Origin of the sequence: Paraburkholderia sp. J11-2 (assembly GCF_905220185.1) — a bacterium.
Taxonomy (GTDB): domain Bacteria; phylum Pseudomonadota; class Gammaproteobacteria; order Burkholderiales; family Burkholderiaceae; genus Paraburkholderia.
In genome coordinates this window covers 271,618-287,745 of record NZ_CAJMYY010000002.1, presented here as the reverse complement: position 1 = coordinate 287,745, position 16,128 = coordinate 271,618, and the positions used below count along the sequence as shown (strand labels likewise).

The window sequence follows — 16,128 nt, the reverse complement described above, 5'->3', positions numbered from 1 at the left end:
GATCTCACTCCACTTCGTCCCAGATCAGACGTGGATCGAACGCCATCGCCGCAAACATCGTGAGCACCACAACAGCACCGAATGCGATTGCCGCATTACCGGCCTGAATCGTCGCAAGCGCCTGGAACTGCACGAGCGCGACAAGCATCGTGATCACGTAGATGTCGAGCATCGACCAGCGCCCCACGAACTCGACCATCCTGTAGATCCGTGTGCGCTCGGCGGCGTACCAGCGCGAGTGCATCTGTGTGGAGATCGTCAGGTAGACAAGCGCCAGGATCTTGAGCATTGGCACAGCGATGCTCGCGATGAACACAACGATAGCAAGCGGCCACGACCCCGATGTCCACAGGTAGACAACACCGGACAGGATCGTGTCGTTCTCGGTCCCGAAGAGCGAGTTCGTGTACATCACGGGCAGTACGTTCGCCGGGATGTACATCACCATCGCAGCGATCAGGTAGGCCCATGTGCGCGACAGGCTTGCAGGCTTGCGCAGGTGCATCGCAGCGCCACAGCGCGGACAATGGAGCGTGTGGGCGTCGACCCGTGCGCGTGCGAGCAGTCCGCAGTCGTGACAGAGGGCGAGACCACACCGAGCCGCAGTCACCGCCCCTTGCAGCGGCGCTTCGTCGAGATCCGGCTCCGCGTTCCTGTGCTCGACGACGGCGACGCGCGACCACAGGTTGCGCGTATCGAAAGCCGAGCCAGCCGCCGCCAGTACGAACATCAGGGTTCCGAACGACCACAGCGCCGGACCCACGACCACGCCTGCGATCGCAGACAGCTTCACGAGCGCGACCAGCAAGCCGAGGATCAGCACTTCGGTCATTCCCCACGGCTGGCAAAGGTGGCACAACCGGAATATGGCTGGGCCGCCCCACGGCGCACGGTCAAACTTCAAGGGTATCAGTAGCCACAGCATGCTCACGGTCTGCAAAATCGGCATCAGTACCGTGGTCGCAAACACGAGGCCCGCAATTGGCCATTTTCCGTCGTGGTACAGCACGTTCACTGAGCCCAGCAACGTTGTCTCAACGACCGTCCCGCTCACCGACAGACCGACTATCGGGTACACGTTCGAAACCGCGAAAAGCACAACGGCGGCAAGAGAAAACGCGAGTGCGCGGTCGAGGCTGTTGGGAACTTCGCGGTACAGCTGGGCCCGGCAACGCTTGCAGCGCAAGGCGCCCCCCTCCGGCACGGCCACCTCGCGCTGCAGGAGATCGCATTCGTGACAGGCCACGAGTTTCCCGTGAGTCATTGTGGCCCCTTCGTCCACATACTTCGTAATACGAATCAATATTTGGACTCACAACTTGCGGCACCGCGAAATTCATACCGTCGATAGATCGCTTGAACCTGACAATCGACGTTTTGTTCGGGCGATGACATTCCGACGTTTTCGCAGATAATACGTTTGCACAGCACTGCGAGCAGGCAATCCGGGTTTGATTCGATCCGCTACGATTCCTTACGAATTCCAAACGAGTAGATCTCTCTACGGCAGGCCTCCAGCTTTGAGGCACCGAGGTCCGCGTTCATGTCAACGGGAGCGGGGGTCAACAGGTCGCGAGCGGTGCGGAAATTGGCGCCGGCTCGCTCTTGCCGGTTGTCAGCGGATTGCGAGTCCACACGCCGCCGTGGCCACCTTTGGTCAAGTCTGCACACCACCGGGGTGAAGCACAATCGGACTTTGGTCCGATATTCAAGCACCTGATCAACGCCGTGCCTCCCCGCATGCTGACCAACGATCTTGGCGAACTCATCGCCTGCCAATCCGTCACGGACTGACACGAGAAATCTTGGTTCCGCGTAGCGCTGTTCCGGCCATCAAGCCTTGCTGATTGAAAATCATTGCATAGACGTCCGACTTCGCTGTCTCGGTGTTGAGATTCTTGGCGGTTCCCTCATCGACCACGACTACCGTTGGTCCAACACCGACCTCGAATTCACCGCTTGTCTTCAGGCTATTCAGTGCGGCATCGGTCATGAAAAGCATGACGTACGCGTATTGCTGTGCGCCTGCCTGGAAGCCGTAAGACACCGAGGTCGTAGCGTAATACCCCGTGACCTTGCCACTCTCGATTAATTCGCCGCTTCCATGCGAAACGCCGGCAAGAAATCCTGCCCTTACCACACTCGGAAATATCAAAACTGCTTTCGCCTTGTGCGCCAGGGAGTCCATCTTTGGGTGGGTTGAGGCGAGGCTAGACAAAGCCGCCCGGGAGTCCGCATCCAGGACACGTGTCGCGCTGTTGCCCTGCATCTGCGGCACGGCGTCCGACGTTTGAGCCGCGGTTGATGTCGGCGCGGCGCTGTTGCTCATGGAACCATCAGTCGTGCATGCCACGAGGATCGCCAATCCGGAAATTGCGGTCAGCGCTGGTACAATTTTTGACATGACGTACTCCAATTCAAATTAACAACCCACCAATGCACCGACTCCATTGCAACTCGCTTTTTGTATCGGAGAGTCTAGTGCGGTTCCAAATTCGATCCGTTGTCTTCTGCGATTGAAATCAGGTGCCAGGCGGTAACGCGCAAGGTAACTGTGCCGTCGCTGGTGACTTCATTGAGAAACGGAGGGATAGAAGATCGGTTGCTGAGCTGCTGCCGCAGATGCCAAAGATAGCCACGGCAGGACGCTCGATAGTCGAGCAATCGTATGCATGACCATGTCTTCCTTGAGCGCTTGTTGACGTTCTTGAAAGCGTGTTGGTTGCAGTCAACTCCAGGCTTTTCGCAATCCTCGAAGGGTTGCCGACAGAGCGTCAAACCTGCACTCGGAGGACGCCAGAATCCAGCTTGGCACAAGCACGTCATCCAATCCATAGGTCTTTGGTCCCATCCCCGCTGAATGCCGGCATCGAACAGGGTAAAGGTGCCTGGCAGGCTGCATGCACGTGAGGGAGACGCCTATTGAGCGGCCTGCGAATTGCCATGCGACCTGAGTAATGTGCTTCATGCGCGTGGACTGGCATTCGAAAACTTCCATCAGGATTTGCTCGAAATGAGCTGGTGTGCGGCCTTCCTCCCCGGAGCTGGCCAGACAAATAACAGCCGCTTCAAACAGGACACGCAACCGGTCTGGAGTATGTTATTCGTGCAAACGAAAAGCCGAAGGCCGGTCTAATTCGCAAAGCAGCCGGTAAGTCTTGCATGGCTGAATGGCGAGGGTCGCTCAAACGTCGGTTACGCATGTTTGGGCCGTTGATGCCCTCTTCGATACTTCGGAATTCAAGCAGTCCAAATCAACAGCGACGGCAGTCGGTGCCGGATGCGGCGAAAGCATCGCGGACCACTGTTATGCATTGGGCCAACCTAGCTGCTGCGCTCGATGAAGCGAGGCTCGGACGACTGCCCGATGAAAAGGTGCGATGAGCGTAATGTAGGCTCGGCCCAGCGGACGATTGTAGAAAACGACCGTCGTCACTGTGAGGCGGGATCGACTGTGCGATGACGGCTGCACGAGGACCGACACGCGGAAATCCAGATGCGTGTCATCCTCGCCGAGAACGATCTCGTTATCCGATCGTTCGAATACGTGAAACAGGCTGATCCTGTCCCCTCCTTTCTCCTTGAAGTCAACGGTTGTCTTCAAGCCGAGAGGCCGCACGAGCGTGTCCCGGATTCCCAGCAGCATCGCAATCCATGCGGGCTGGTTGGCAAAGACGTGTCGTGCCAGCGCCTCTACGTCGTAGCATGCTCTTTCTGGCAGATCCACGGAGAACGCGTCCGCGAAATCGGCGCGGCCGTACGACGAACTCAACTGCGAGGCCGGCGGCAGATCAGACTGTTCGATTTGATAGCTGTACATGTGCGATCACCAATCGGGGCTCGTGGGCCAGGACATAAGAGCAGCGCGACGCTGCCGTCGGCCACCTGCGCCGCGCCCAACATATATCGCGAATCGTCAGTCGGCGGAAATAGCACCGCTGCGACGATATCGCCCGCTTCGCCCATCCGGCCCCTGCGCCTTGGAGGCCACCAGGCGCCATATCGACTTTTTTCTACTGCTATGCCGGCAAAAGACCAGCAATACGGTAGCTTTCAATTAACCCGTCATAGACGGCGATATCCCCGCGACTTCTGGCGATGAGTTGAGCGCCGGCGACGGCTGCGAAGATCGCTCGCGCGCGTCCCTCGCGCTCCTCGGCGCTGGCAATGGCCGTGGCGGATAACACCTTGCTCAACCACGCAACATTCACATCTGCAAAGGCTCGGACCTCTTTCGTCACCGCTTCCGGCAAGTCATCAGATTCGGCAGCCATGAAACTGCAGAGGCAGATGCGATTGCCGCTCTTCAGCGCCTTGCGAAACGTTTCTGGGTAGCGGCGCAGACAGTCGACCGGGTCTGCGGATTCGGCCAAAAGTGCATTCAGCGTGGCTTGCGAGTCCTCCCAATAGCGCCTCGCCACCGCTGCTCCGAGATCGGACTTGCTTGCGAAGTGATGGTAGATGCTCGCAGCCTTGATACCGACAGCTTCAGCAAGATCACGAAAATTCAGGCCGTTGTAGCCGTGCGCTTGCGCAATCTTTGTGGCGGCCACCAGGATTCGTTCCCTCGAGCTCAAACCTGAATCGTTCTTCACTACGACCGCCTCCGCAAACTGGGATGACTGTTGACATCGCGAATTATACCCCTTATGTTAAACCTAACGAACGTTAGGTAGAGGAACTGGGCATGCTCCCCCATTTCCTTCGATCTTGAGTACCGCCACCCGCAGAGGTAAGCATGACATCAGGCATCGTTAATTCCGATTCAACCAAACTCCCGATCATGACGATTTACGATTTCCCCACCGGACCCTACCCAACACGCGTGCGTATCGCTTTGGCCGAAAAGAATCTGCAATCGTGTGTCGAGTTCGTCATGGTCGATCTCTACAGAGGGGAGCACAAACGGCCCGAATTCATCTCAGGGAAGAACTACTCAGGCACGCTGCCGGTCCTCGAACTCAATGACGGAACCTGCATCGCCGAATGCACCGCGATTACCGAATACCTCGATACGCTCGATGGTGCACCCACGCTGACCGGCAAAACACCGCTCGAGAAGGGCGTGATCCACATGATGAGCAAGCGCGCCGAACTGGAGTTACTCGACGCCATCAGTGTCTATTTCCACCACGCCACGCCTGGACTTGGGCCCGAAGTCGAGCGCTATCAAAACGCCGAATGGGGGTTTCGTCAGCGCGACAAAGCCCTGAGGGGCATGCGGTACTTCAATGACGTCCTGAGAAAGCAGCCGTTTGTTGCTGGGGATGCGTTCTCGATGGCCGACATCACCGTCATCGGCGGCCTGGTCTTTGCGTCGATCGTGAAGCTGCCGGTGCCCGCAGAGTGCGAATCCCTTCTCGCCTGGTACGCGAGAATGCGCGAACGCCCGAGCGTCAAAAGTCAGCCGGCATTTACCTGAAGTCGCAGCTGTTTGTCTGCCTTCATTGATGAGCGACCAATCACGAAGTGCGTTGCCCGCCCCCCTCCGGGCGGACCGTTCCAGACCGCAGTCAATCAACGGCATATTTGCGGCGCCATAGCTCAGCGGGCGAAACCGGCCATGTGCGGTCGTTGGAACAGTTCTCACAGATCGGCGACAATCGGACCTTCTGGAAAGCCATTTTTCAACTGCGTTGACGTCCTGTCCACTGAGTGCTTCAAGTGCAGCCAGATTCGCGAGACACATCGAACCAGTTCGCCACATCATGACCGCAAGAAGAAGCCTGGCGCTCATTCCGGCATGCGTGCTTGCCACTTCTCTGCACGGCCACGCGCAATGTGTCGACCTGGTCGCCAGTCTTGACGACGGTCAGTTGATGCAGTCGCGAATCGCGCTGGTCGACCGTGCCACGCCGACCGAGCCGATCCGCGTTCTCGCCTACATCTTCGAAATCGATCAGACCGGTGGCCTGCTGTTGCGTCATCTGGTCGAGGCCGCGCGCCGCGGCGTGTCGGTCAAGCTGCTGATCGACGGCATCGGCCCCGAGCCGCACTTCGCGTTCGAGAACGAGCTCATCGTCGCCCTGCACGAGGTGGCTCCCGGCATCGAACTGCGCATCTTCCATCCACGATCAGATCTCATCGAGATTTCGCATCGCATGCACGACAAGCTGTTCCTGGTTGGCGACACGGCAGTGATCGGCAGTACCTCGATCTGGGATGCGAGCTTCCGCAACTGGCTCAGCGAGCGCGATCTGATCGTGTCGGGCAATGCCGGCCAGGACACTTCGTCCCTGCACGCCATGTATCAGCATTTCGCCTTGTTCTGGGATAGCCCGGAAGCGGTTCGCCCCGAGCCGGAAAAATTCCTCGAAATCGCCAGTCCTTATCGCACCTCGCAGGGTTACACGACGCTGGACCCGGCGCGCATCCACTATTGGCGCGAATGGCTGCTGGCACCGCTCGACGGTGCAGCCCAGGCGACGGACCTGGCCGCTACCGATACACCAACGGCTTCCGATACGCCCGATGATCCCGCCGCCGCGCCCGCTTCCGGGGCGGATTTTGATCCTGCCTGGATGCCGATCGCCTGCGAGCGCCTGCGCTATGTCCACGACTGGCCCGACAAGCGCTCGCCAGGCACGCTGCAGGACATGCTGCAAGCGTTCGATATGGCGCAGCGCGAGATTCTGATCATCAACCCCTACCTGATCCTGGTGCCGGAACTGCGCGAGGCGCTTGAGCGCAAGCAGCGCGAAGGTGTCCACGTGATCCTGGTGAGCGCTTCGCTGGCGAGCATCACGCAGGAATTCCCCGCAGTCGGTCGCGCCTATGCCGAGGATCTGCCCGGCTTGGTGAATGCCGGGATCGAGGTGCGCGAGTATTCCGACCATGACAGCCGCATGATGCACGCCAAGCTGGTCCTCATCGACAGCCATCGCTACTACCTCGGCAGCTTTAATTTCGATTCGCTGTCGGCCCGCTTGAATACCGAAAACGGCCTGTGGATCGATATCCCTGAGGACGGGCTCGATCCCTTGCAGGACAGCGTGGCGTACTACCTGCGCAACTCAGGTTCGGTGAGCGACGCCAATAGCCGCCTTCTGGCGGATCCCGATGCGCGCTGCCGGGCCGCCGGCTGCGGCGGTGCCTGGCGGTGGGTGACGATGCTGATCAGGAACTTCCTCTGAGCGCGGCGTGCCCTGGCGCAAAACTACGTGGCCAGTTCGTGTCGCCGTGCGCACCGTGTCGCGCATTAGTCGGCCAGAATCGGCTGCCGATTGGGGCGCTACGGTCCTGAATCCGTACACAGGGATTCGTCAGGCCGGAAGCCCGAGAATAAGACTTCGATAGCCAGAACATACGACTTGCCAGGCAAAGAAAGCAAAGAGCCCTGACAATCAAAAGCACCGATTTGACCGCGGCCGGATGGCTGCTTTCGCTCGTTGACGCGACAATCCTCGCCAAGCTTTAGCAGGACTGCGAAGGAACTACGCACAGAATCGGCCATTGCAACACCTACTTCTCTTGCTGCCTGTCGATGTTCCATAGACTCAGGACGAAACGGATATTACCGGAGACACCAGGTTTGGCCGGATTTGAAAACGGGATCGTCACTTGGCTCGTCGAATTCGGCACGAGCGGCGGTATTGGAACGGTACCGCCGGACATCGTCGGTTCTGCTGCCCACTCGTATTGAACTGTCCAACCCGAAGTGACTGCCGTTGGCGGCACTATGTGGAGGATCAGTGTCTTGCGGAATAGATATCCGCCCTCGAAATGTTGAGCCAGCCACATGCGGCCATCGACTTCGTAGTCAGGGACCTTGATGCCGACGGTCACAGAATAGGCTAACGTCGGGTCGTTCGGGTTCAGTTTGGCGAGATTTGCAAGGAATACTGTAGACAGGTAAACAGAGGTATTCCCGCCCGAGTTCAGCCATTCTTCGTGCGTCAGGCAGGCAACCGAATCCTCCTCGGCCACTCGCCTCGTGAGATACCACGGTTTCCCGCGAGGCGACGCAAGCAGTTCAAACTGATAAAGCGCCTTGACCGGCTTGTTCGTTGCGACAACGTCAGACGGCAATTGAAGATTTGTTATATCCGCCCAGATATCAACACGAAAATCACCGAAAAGAAATCTTGTCAGATTTTGATAGGATTCCTCCCCATTCACAATTCCGAAATTTCCTGAATGTGACCGGTAAGTGAAGGCTTTGGCGCAGGGCCTGCCTGGCTCGCCTTTGGCATTCAAGCTGCGCAGGGTAGCGTTCTCGATACGCACAAGACCGTCGCTTCCATGGCCAGCGAAAGTCCGCGAAGCCCCCATCGCGACCTCATAGTCCGTACGATTGGTGCCGACCATACAAAACACGTTGTCGGGGTTGATACTTCCGGAAGGGAGCCAGTCGACGCGTCCTGTCGCTGCGTAAGCACTTTTCACATTGAGGTATTCCGCCATTCTCTCGCGGTTGAAATTGTTTATGTCGTCCTTCGAAAGCCACCGTGGAACGTTTAATCCGAGTAGGTCGATGCCGTTGTGTGGTGTCGCATAGGTGAAGAACTTGGCGACATGGCGCCGCGGATCGTCGTTTATGTCATCTGGATCGTTTTGCAAAAATGCGCGGCAAACGAGTCCACCCATCGAGTGAGCGACAAGGTAGCATCTGAAGTCATTGATATTGGCCACCCCGCCGGACTCCAGTAGCTTCTCCCTAACCTTCCGAATAAGCTCCGCGAGCTGTTTCGCCGATGTTTCTATGCTGGGTACTACGCCTGTTCCCAGCAGTTGGGACGCGTCATCGTAGTAGCGAAATATCACTATGCATCGTGGCGGTAGACCTCGAACGCGGTTTGGCATCCAGTCGGGGTCCACAATATCGTAGCCATCTGAGTAGACGGTGCCGTACTGAAAATCCGCTGTCAACCGCACTACCGGCGATTCGAATACGAACCGTCGTGGCGCACTGTTTGAATCCGACACCGCACGATATATCGTGGAGCCGACGTTGTAACCGCAAAACGGGTCGGCCGCGGTTTGGTCGATGTCCCCCTGCGTCATGGCGTAGCCTCTGACGTAGATGATGGGATGGAACGGAGAATTTTGATTAGCCATATCCGCCTCGAATGTGAAATGAACCTTCTTCAAGCAGGCGGTTAGCTGTCGCGCAGGTATCACCTCGCGCACTAGCCTCACCTTCTTTATCAGAGCGGCGGCGAATGAGCGTGCACATTCCTGGAACGAATGGTGCTGTGACTCCCTTTGCAATCTTGTTGCCTTGCCACACGGCATCGACGCTCGTCTCGTCAGATCATTTAAAGCACGGGCGGCACGAAACTCAAACGGCGTCCGCTTGCGTATGTGCGCGACCGCACATAGGTACTCACCCAGTGTTTTTCATCGAGCCCCAGCTAGCTCCGGATTACCCCGCAACCGCTGCGCGACGAGCCCGTGCAGCGCGAGGCTGCGCCGATGCTTGTCGAGCTTCAGGTGTGGGGGGCACTCTCCCGCAACGGCGGCCGCCGCAATGGCCTCGGTCATCGCTTCGACCGTCACGGGGCGACCGCGCACCGCGGCCTTCACGCGCTGGACAAGTTCGTTGCGCGCAAGCGGCGGATATGCGGCTACCTCGTACACGAGGTAATTGGCAATCCTGATTGGTTGAATCGCACCAAAGCGTTTATTCTGGACGGCGTGGAAGCGGGCGCACTGACGCCCGTGATTGCCACGACGTTTTCCTTCGAGTCAATCGCCCTGGCGCACTGCTATCTGCAATCGAACGAGCCGTTCGGAAAGATCGTCGTTACGCTCTGAGCCTGGCGCCGGTAACGCGCCAGTTCACGATGTAGTCGCGGCACACTGGGCGCAGAGCCCGAAAACGACGAGGCTCGAATGTGTATAGCGAAAGCGCTGCGCCGCGGCAATGGCGGCGTGCTGCTCCTGCAGCGTGGGCTCGTCGATGTCGACCACGGTCTTGCAGCTCTCGCACACGAGGTGCGCGTGCGGCGCACCACGCCCAAGCTCGTACACCACGCGCGTTTCGCCAACCCACGTGCTGTGGAGCAGGGACGATTCCATCAGCTGGGCAAGCGCGCGATACACGCTCGCGAGACTGCACTGCTCCACGTCTTTTGCAATGCGGCGAAAGACCTGGTCGGCGGTCAGATGCTCGTGCGGCGCATCATGAAACACCTTCAGCACGGCCACGCGGCTGGACGTAGGGCGCAGGCGCGCGCTCTTCAGTTCGGAGTAGACCGTTCTCATACGATGGAAACCACGTCGGCAAGGCCGACAGTGTCCCCCGGGAATGCTTAAGGCTTCCTTATGTCGGTGGCGTGGGCGGCACGCCGCGACTTCCTTTCACGCCGCTTTATGCTATGGCACCGTATAGATGGAAAAGCATGCTCTTGGCGATCATTGGACAGACGCACGTACGAGGCCCTCATGGCTGCCACACCCACGGTGATCTTCGGCGCGTTCGACCGGCACAACTTCGGCGATCTGCTGATCGCGCAGGTGGTGGCGCGCATGCTGCCTCGGCGCGAACGGCTGTTCGCCGGGCTCGCCGCGCGAGACCCGCATGGAGATGGCGGCCCGCGCACCGTCGCGCTCTCGCGTGTCGCCGCATTTGCGCGCGGCCGCGCCGTGAACGTGATTCACGCGGGCGGCGAGCTGCTGACCTGCAATGCGTGGGAAGCCGCTGTGATGCTCGCGCCGCCGCAACGCGTGCCAGCGCTCATTGCCGCTGAAGGCGAATGGCTGCGCGACGCTCGCGCGTGGACGCAAAGGCATGTTGGCGTGGCGTCACTCGCGCCGTACGCACTTTCAAAGTTGGCGTTGCCCGGCGTGCGCGTGGATCATCTCTCGTTCAACGCAGTAGGCGGTGTCGATCTCGACGCACGCTACGCGCAGTTGGGCGCCGACGTGCTCGCCGCGCTGCAATCCGCTGACACGGTGAGCGTGCGCGACTCTCGAACTCAGGCGTTGCTCGCGCAACGGGGCATCGAAGGTGCCCGCCTGATACCTGACCCCGCCACGATGACGGCTGTTTTGTTCGGCGCGACGATACGCCGGCACGCCGCAAACCTCGCGCTACGCGAAGCGTTCCCGCGCGACTATGCCGCCGTGCAATTCAGCGCCGACTTCGGCGATGATGCAACGCTCGATACGCTAGCCGCCCAGCTCGAACGCGTGGCGCAGGCGCACGACCTGGGTGTTGTGCTATTTCGCGCAGGCGCCGCTCCCTGGCACGATGAGCTCGAAGTGTATGAGCGGCTTGCGGCTCGACTGCGCGCCGCTCACGTTCGCGTGTTCGCTTCGCTGAACGTCTGGGACATTTGCGCGTTGATCGCTGGCAGCCGGATTTATTGCGGCAGCAGCCTGCACGGTCGTATCGTTGCGATGGCCTATGCGCTTCCACGCGTCAACATCAGTCATCCTGATTATTCTTTTGGCCGAAGCAAACATGTGGCTTACGTGCAGACATGGGAAGCAGCGGGCATCCCCGGCGTTGTACCCCCGGGGAACCTGGCCGATGCGGTTGCCCATGCGCTGGCGAGCGATTGCGACGCATTGCGCGAAACCGCATCGGCGCTCGTGCGGCGGTATCGGAAGGAGTTCGAAGCCGTCGTTGCGGGCTGAGCGCGCCCGGGCACTCAGCCCGGCGGCGGCCCCGGAAACGGTTCGACCGCCTGCGGTTGCGCATCGGGATCGACCACGGCATTCACGCGTGCGCGAAAACCATTGACGCGACTCTCAAAGGCAAATGGGCTCGCACTAGCGATCATCGCTGCGCCGGACTGGTTGACGAAAACCGCGTCTTCACCCTGCGTGGTGCGCTGGATCGCGTGCTCGCGATACGGATCGAGTTGCATCAACGACACCATCAGCAGCTCGGGAAAGAACACCTGGCCGACATGCGAAACATGCGACGCGCTTGCCGTGCGGACCTTGAAATGAACGTGATTGGTGCGCCCAGGATAGTTGCCCGGCACGATAGTCTGGAACGTGACAACGCCCGCGCGATCGGTATGCTGAATGCCGCGCAGAAAGGTCTCGCGGTCAGTGGGCCGCGGCGCGGGTGGCGGACCGGCGCGCCAGTCCGCGGGTGGGCGGCCGGGTGCCTTCGGATCGAAATCGGGCGGCGGCGAGAGCGCCATTTTCGTGTAGCCCGAGTAAGCGCCCATTGCGTCGCATTGCCATATGTCGACCGCGGCGCCCACGAGCGGCGCGCACGTTCTTGCGTCGGTGAGCACGATGTCGAGCGTCAACGGCACACCCGGCTTGCCCTCCCGGACGTCCGTGCGCACAAGATCTCCGTCGATCCAATAGGGGCCGACTTCCTGCTCCGGCGTGAGCCGGCAAGGCGGGGCGCTCGCCAAAGCGGCGGGGCTCGCTTCGAGCGTCGCGGCGCTCGTGCCGAGCGCGATCGTCAGTTTGATGAATTCCCGGCGTGACAGGCGTGATGTCATTGATGTGCTGCATTGCGCGTGATGGCGGGACTCTACCCGACCCGGCGCGCATGACGATTACATTTCTATTACGCCTTATTTCGCGCCGGCAGGCGTATTTGTCCTGATTGCCCCAATTTAACCGGCTGTGCAGAAATGCGCATGGAAACCGTCGCGAAAGGTCAAGACGAAGCGATATTGGCTTCCTATAGTCGCTTTCAGCGTTTCGCCCCGGCGCTCGTCGTGCGGGGCGGTTCGATCGATACCACGCCTTTCTGGAGGAGCCCAACCCGTAGTCGACGCGAACAAGAGAGTCGTGAACCGGCCGCCGCCCCGACCGCGCAAGGCGCGAAAAGCGGGGGAGCCCGGCCGGTATGCACGCCACAGCAGTGAACCCATGCTTGCCGACAAAGGAAATAACATGCGTTTTGCGAAGACTCTTACCCCTATCGCAGTTGCCGTTGGAGCACTTCTCGCTGTTGCACCGCTCGCCTCGCGCGCGGATACCGTTGTCAAAATCGGCTTTGCCGCGCCGCTCACCGGGCCGAACGCCAGTTACGGCAAAGACCTGGAAAACGGCGTGAAAATGGCCCTCGACGACGCCAAGGCACAAGGCGTCAAAATCAACGGCCAGCCCGTCTCGTTCGAGCTTGTCGCCGAAGACGATCAGGCCGACCCGCGTGTGGGCGTGCAAGTCGCGCAAAAGCTCGTGGATGAAGGCGTTTCGGTCGTTGTCGGCCACTTCAACTCGGGCACGACCATTCCCGCTTCCGAGCTGTACGAAAAGGCGGGCCTGCCCGACATCGATCCGGCCGCCACGAACCCGGTCATCAGCGGCCGCGGCTTCAAGAACATCTTCATGGTGATTTCGAGCGACGCGCAAAACGCGGGCACGGCGGGCGCCTATGCGGTCACGACGACCAAGGCCAAGCGCATCGCCGTGATCGACGACCGCACGGCCTTCGGCCAGGGCGAAGCGGACGAATTCGTGAAGGCCGTGAAAGCGCACGGCGGCGACATCGTCGACCGCGAGTACACGACGAACCAGGCGACGGACTTCAAGACGCAACTCACGAACATCAAGAGCAAAAACCCCGATCTGATTTTCGTCGGCGCCCTCAATCCGCAGGCGGCCGGCATCATGAAGCAGATGGCCCAGCTCGGCATCAAGGCGCAGTACGTGGGCGGCGGCGGCGTGAAGGATGTGGACTTCGTGAAGCTCGCGGGCGACGTGTCGGAAGGCGCCATGGCGTGGGAATATGGCCGTCCGCTCGACAGCACGCCGGTCGGCGCGAAGTTCGCCGACCGCTTCAAGCAGAAGTATGGCGTGGACGTGCTCTCGTACGCGCCGTTCGGCTACGACGCGGCCTGGGCCGCCATCAAGGCGATGCAGGCGGCGAATTCGACGAAGCCGGACGACTATCGCCCGAAGCTGCAAAGCATCAGCTTCGACGGCATTACCGGCCATATCGAGTTCAACCCGAATGGCTCGCTCAAGAACGGTTCGTCTACCGTGTATCAGGTGAAGAACGGCCAGTGGGTGACGGTCAAGACGGTCAGCGGCCTCTGATCGCCCACGCGGGTCCGCCGCTTCCGGGCGGGCCCGCCCTTCAACCATCAAGCTTCAACCGTCGGTCGAAACCGTCACACTCTCCCAGGTGCGGATTTCGTCTTCCAGCGCCGCCAATTTGGACCTGACAAGCCCCAGTGCATCGCTGCCGAGCAGCAGATGTCTGGGAGGGTGGTCCGCTTCGATGGCGGCGAGCATCGCGCGCGCCGCTTTCTGCGGGTCCCCGAGCTGCTTGCCGCTCTTTTCCTCGCGCGCCTGGCGGACCGGGTCGAAAATCGCGTCGTAAGCCGCGATCGAACGCGGCGTTCGCCTCATCGAGCGCCCGGCCCAGTCGGTGCGAAACGAGCCAGGCGCAACGGCCGTCACCGCAATGCCGAATGGCTCGACCTCTTTGCCGAGCGCTTCCGAAATGCCCTCTAGCGCGAATTTGCTGCCGCAGTAGTAACTAATGCCGGGCATGGTGATATAGCCGCCCATCGACGTGATATTCAGAATGTGGCCGCGCCCGCGCTCGCGCATGAAAGGCAGGACCGCCTTCATCATGGCCACCGCGCCGAACACATTCACGTCGAACTGCCTGCGCATTTCCGATAACGGCGACTCCTCCATGACGCCTTCGTGACCGTATCCGGCGTTGTTGACCAGAACGTCCACGGGGCCCACGCTCTCCTCGATTTCCGCCACGACGCCGTCGATGGCATCGAACCCGGTCACGTCGAGCACGCGCGCGAAGACGCGAGACGCCGAAAGCGATTCGACATCGCGCTTCGCCTGCTCGCTCCTCACCGTACCCACAACAGTGTGACCGGCCGCCAGTGCTTCTTGCGCCAGCGCGCGGCCAAAGCCGCTGCTCACGCCCGTAATCAGCAGAATTTTGGTGGATGCCATTGAAGGTGCTCCCGAACGGTGTCTGAAAAGTTCATACTAGTCTGAACCAGGAGGCATAATCAGCCCGATTTCGGTAATTTTCTTGCCTAAAACTATGAACACGAAGCGGGACTCATCCGACCATTCCGGGCGCTCGTCACGAAGCCAGAAGCGCATGATCGCGTTGCTTCACGCGCTGGCGCCCGACGAGGGCTACAACCTCACGGCGCTGCCGAGCGTGCGCATTCTGCGCTCGAACCGGCCGCTCTCACGCACGCCGGTGCTCTACGACCCCGGCGTCGTGATCGTGTGTCAGGGGCGCAAGCGAGGCTATTTCGGCGACCAGCTCTATCTTTACGACGAGCATCATTACCTCGCTGTATCCGTGCCCGTTCCATTCAGTATGGAGACCGAAGCAACTGAGGAACACCCGCTGCTCGCGCTGTACCTCCACCTCGATTTCGCCCTCGCCGCCGAACTGGCGGCGCAGATCGATCGCGAAGGCATCAAGGAACCCGTGCAAGCGCCGCAAAGCATGATGTCGACGCCGATGGATGACACGATGCAGATGTCCGTGCTGCGCCTGCTCGAGGCGATGCATCGGCCTCTCGAAGCCGCTGTGCTGGGCCAGGGCTTGCTGCGCGAACTGTATTTCCGCGTGCTCACGGGCGCGCAGGGAAGCTCCCTGCGTGAGGCTTTGGCGATGAAAGGTCAGTTCGGCCGAATAGGGAAGTCGTTGCGCCTCATTCATGCCGGCTACGCGCGGCCATTGGACGTCACGCAACTGGCCGAGGAAGCGGGGATGAGCGTGCCGAGTTTTCACAGCCACTTCAAGACGATCACCCAGGTCTCGCCCATGCAGTACGTGAAATCCACGCGGCTGCATCAGGCTCGCCTGTTGATGGTCCGCCAGGACCTGAGCGCGGAGGCAGCGGGCCACGCCGTGGGCTACACGAGCCCGTCGCAGTTCAGCAGGGAGTTCAAGCGGCTTTTTGGTTTGACGCCGGCAGCCGAAGCAAAGCGCATGCGCGCAAGCTTTGCCATTCCGGCGCCGTCCGCCGACGCGACTTACGTTGCGTCGCACTGAGTCTGATCGGTGTCCTCAAACGGGATTGCCGCTGCGCGGTGATCGCGCGACACGCAATGCATCATCAGCAATCCTTACATAAAAATTACACGAAATATACCGGCACGATACGCCCAAAGCCAGAATCCGATATCACTGGGCTCGCGCATGCGTGCCGCACTGTTTAGCCGAATCGGCGCACAATAGCTTCAGTCGAATTTGTCTGCTTTCCG

At 60.1% G+C, this 16,128-nt stretch carries 14 protein-coding genes; 6 read left to right on the top strand and 8 right to left on the bottom strand.

Features of this window, described 5'->3' with window-relative positions; all coding sequences use genetic code 11:
* Positions 1-4: 4 nt before the first annotated feature.
* The 4 genes from U5A57_RS03520 to U5A57_RS03505 all read right to left on the bottom strand — a co-directional run bounded on the left by U5A57_RS03520 (position 5) and on the right by U5A57_RS03505 (position 4,595).
* Positions 5-1,264, bottom strand: a complete 1,260-nt coding sequence (locus tag U5A57_RS03520) for a paraquat-inducible protein A (protein ID WP_321908213.1) — start codon at positions 1,262-1,264, stop codon at positions 5-7.
* 519 nt (positions 1,265-1,783) lie between these two features.
* Complete coding sequence (locus U5A57_RS03515) at positions 1,784-2,404, bottom strand: lipid-binding SYLF domain-containing protein (RefSeq protein ID WP_321908212.1); 621 nt, start codon at positions 2,402-2,404, stop codon at positions 1,784-1,786.
* A 903-nt stretch (positions 2,405-3,307) separates the two neighbouring features.
* Positions 3,308-3,820, bottom strand: a complete 513-nt coding sequence (locus U5A57_RS03510; protein ID WP_321908211.1) for a DUF2867 domain-containing protein — start codon at positions 3,818-3,820, stop codon at positions 3,308-3,310.
* Between the two features lie 199 nt (positions 3,821-4,019).
* Positions 4,020-4,595 (bottom strand): TetR/AcrR family transcriptional regulator, encoded by a 576-nt coding sequence (locus U5A57_RS03505; RefSeq protein ID WP_321908210.1) that lies wholly within the window; start codon positions 4,593-4,595, stop codon positions 4,020-4,022.
* 143 nt (positions 4,596-4,738) lie between these two features.
* Here U5A57_RS03505 and U5A57_RS03500 point away from each other — a divergent pair, with 143 nt between their 5' ends.
* Positions 4,739-5,422 carry a glutathione S-transferase gene (locus U5A57_RS03500; RefSeq protein ID WP_321908209.1) on the top strand — a complete coding sequence of 228 codons (684 nt, stop codon included), beginning with the start codon at positions 4,739-4,741 and terminating at the stop codon, positions 5,420-5,422.
* Between the two features lie 286 nt (positions 5,423-5,708).
* A complete protein-coding gene (locus U5A57_RS03495) occupies positions 5,709-7,133 on the top strand; it encodes a phosphatidylserine/phosphatidylglycerophosphate/cardiolipin synthase family protein (protein WP_321908208.1) in 1,425 nt (474 codons plus the stop codon).
* A gap of 328 nt (positions 7,134-7,461) precedes the next feature.
* Here U5A57_RS03495 and U5A57_RS03490 read toward each other — a convergent pair whose 3' ends face one another.
* Positions 7,462-9,057, bottom strand: a complete 1,596-nt coding sequence (locus U5A57_RS03490; protein WP_321908206.1) for a hypothetical protein — start codon at positions 9,055-9,057, stop codon at positions 7,462-7,464.
* 357 nt (positions 9,058-9,414) lie between these two features.
* On the opposite strand from U5A57_RS03490, the gene U5A57_RS03485 reads away from it, so the two are divergent.
* Entirely contained in the window at positions 9,415-9,756 is a 342-nt protein-coding gene (locus U5A57_RS03485) for a zinc-binding dehydrogenase (protein ID WP_321908205.1), read from the top strand.
* A gap of 24 nt (positions 9,757-9,780) precedes the next feature.
* Here U5A57_RS03485 and U5A57_RS03480 read toward each other — a convergent pair whose 3' ends face one another.
* The gene (locus U5A57_RS03480) at positions 9,781-10,206 is read right to left on the bottom strand and encodes a Fur family transcriptional regulator (RefSeq protein WP_321908204.1); all 426 of its coding nucleotides are present in this window, start codon (positions 10,204-10,206) and stop codon (positions 9,781-9,783) included.
* Between the two features lie 180 nt (positions 10,207-10,386).
* Between U5A57_RS03480 and U5A57_RS03475 the strand changes: the two genes are divergently transcribed.
* A complete protein-coding gene (locus U5A57_RS03475) occupies positions 10,387-11,583 on the top strand; it encodes a polysaccharide pyruvyl transferase family protein (RefSeq protein WP_321908203.1) in 1,197 nt (398 codons plus the stop codon).
* 14 nt (positions 11,584-11,597) lie between these two features.
* On the opposite strand, the gene U5A57_RS03470 is transcribed toward U5A57_RS03475, so the two are convergent.
* A complete protein-coding gene (locus U5A57_RS03470) occupies positions 11,598-12,413 on the bottom strand; it encodes an intradiol ring-cleavage dioxygenase (RefSeq protein ID WP_321908200.1) in 816 nt (271 codons plus the stop codon).
* 400 nt (positions 12,414-12,813) lie between these two features.
* Between U5A57_RS03470 and U5A57_RS03465 the strand changes: the two genes are divergently transcribed.
* Positions 12,814-13,962 carry a branched-chain amino acid ABC transporter substrate-binding protein gene (locus tag U5A57_RS03465; RefSeq protein WP_321908198.1) on the top strand — a complete coding sequence of 383 codons (1,149 nt, stop codon included), beginning with the start codon at positions 12,814-12,816 and terminating at the stop codon, positions 13,960-13,962.
* A gap of 54 nt (positions 13,963-14,016) precedes the next feature.
* Here U5A57_RS03465 and U5A57_RS03460 read toward each other — a convergent pair whose 3' ends face one another.
* On the bottom strand, positions 14,017-14,850 hold the full coding sequence (locus U5A57_RS03460) for an oxidoreductase (protein WP_321908197.1): 834 nt from the start codon (positions 14,848-14,850) through the stop codon (positions 14,017-14,019).
* A gap of 94 nt (positions 14,851-14,944) precedes the next feature.
* On the opposite strand from U5A57_RS03460, the gene U5A57_RS03455 reads away from it, so the two are divergent.
* Positions 14,945-15,916 carry an AraC family transcriptional regulator gene (locus U5A57_RS03455; RefSeq protein ID WP_321908196.1) on the top strand — a complete coding sequence of 324 codons (972 nt, stop codon included), beginning with the start codon at positions 14,945-14,947 and terminating at the stop codon, positions 15,914-15,916.
* Positions 15,917-16,128 lie beyond the last annotated feature (212 nt).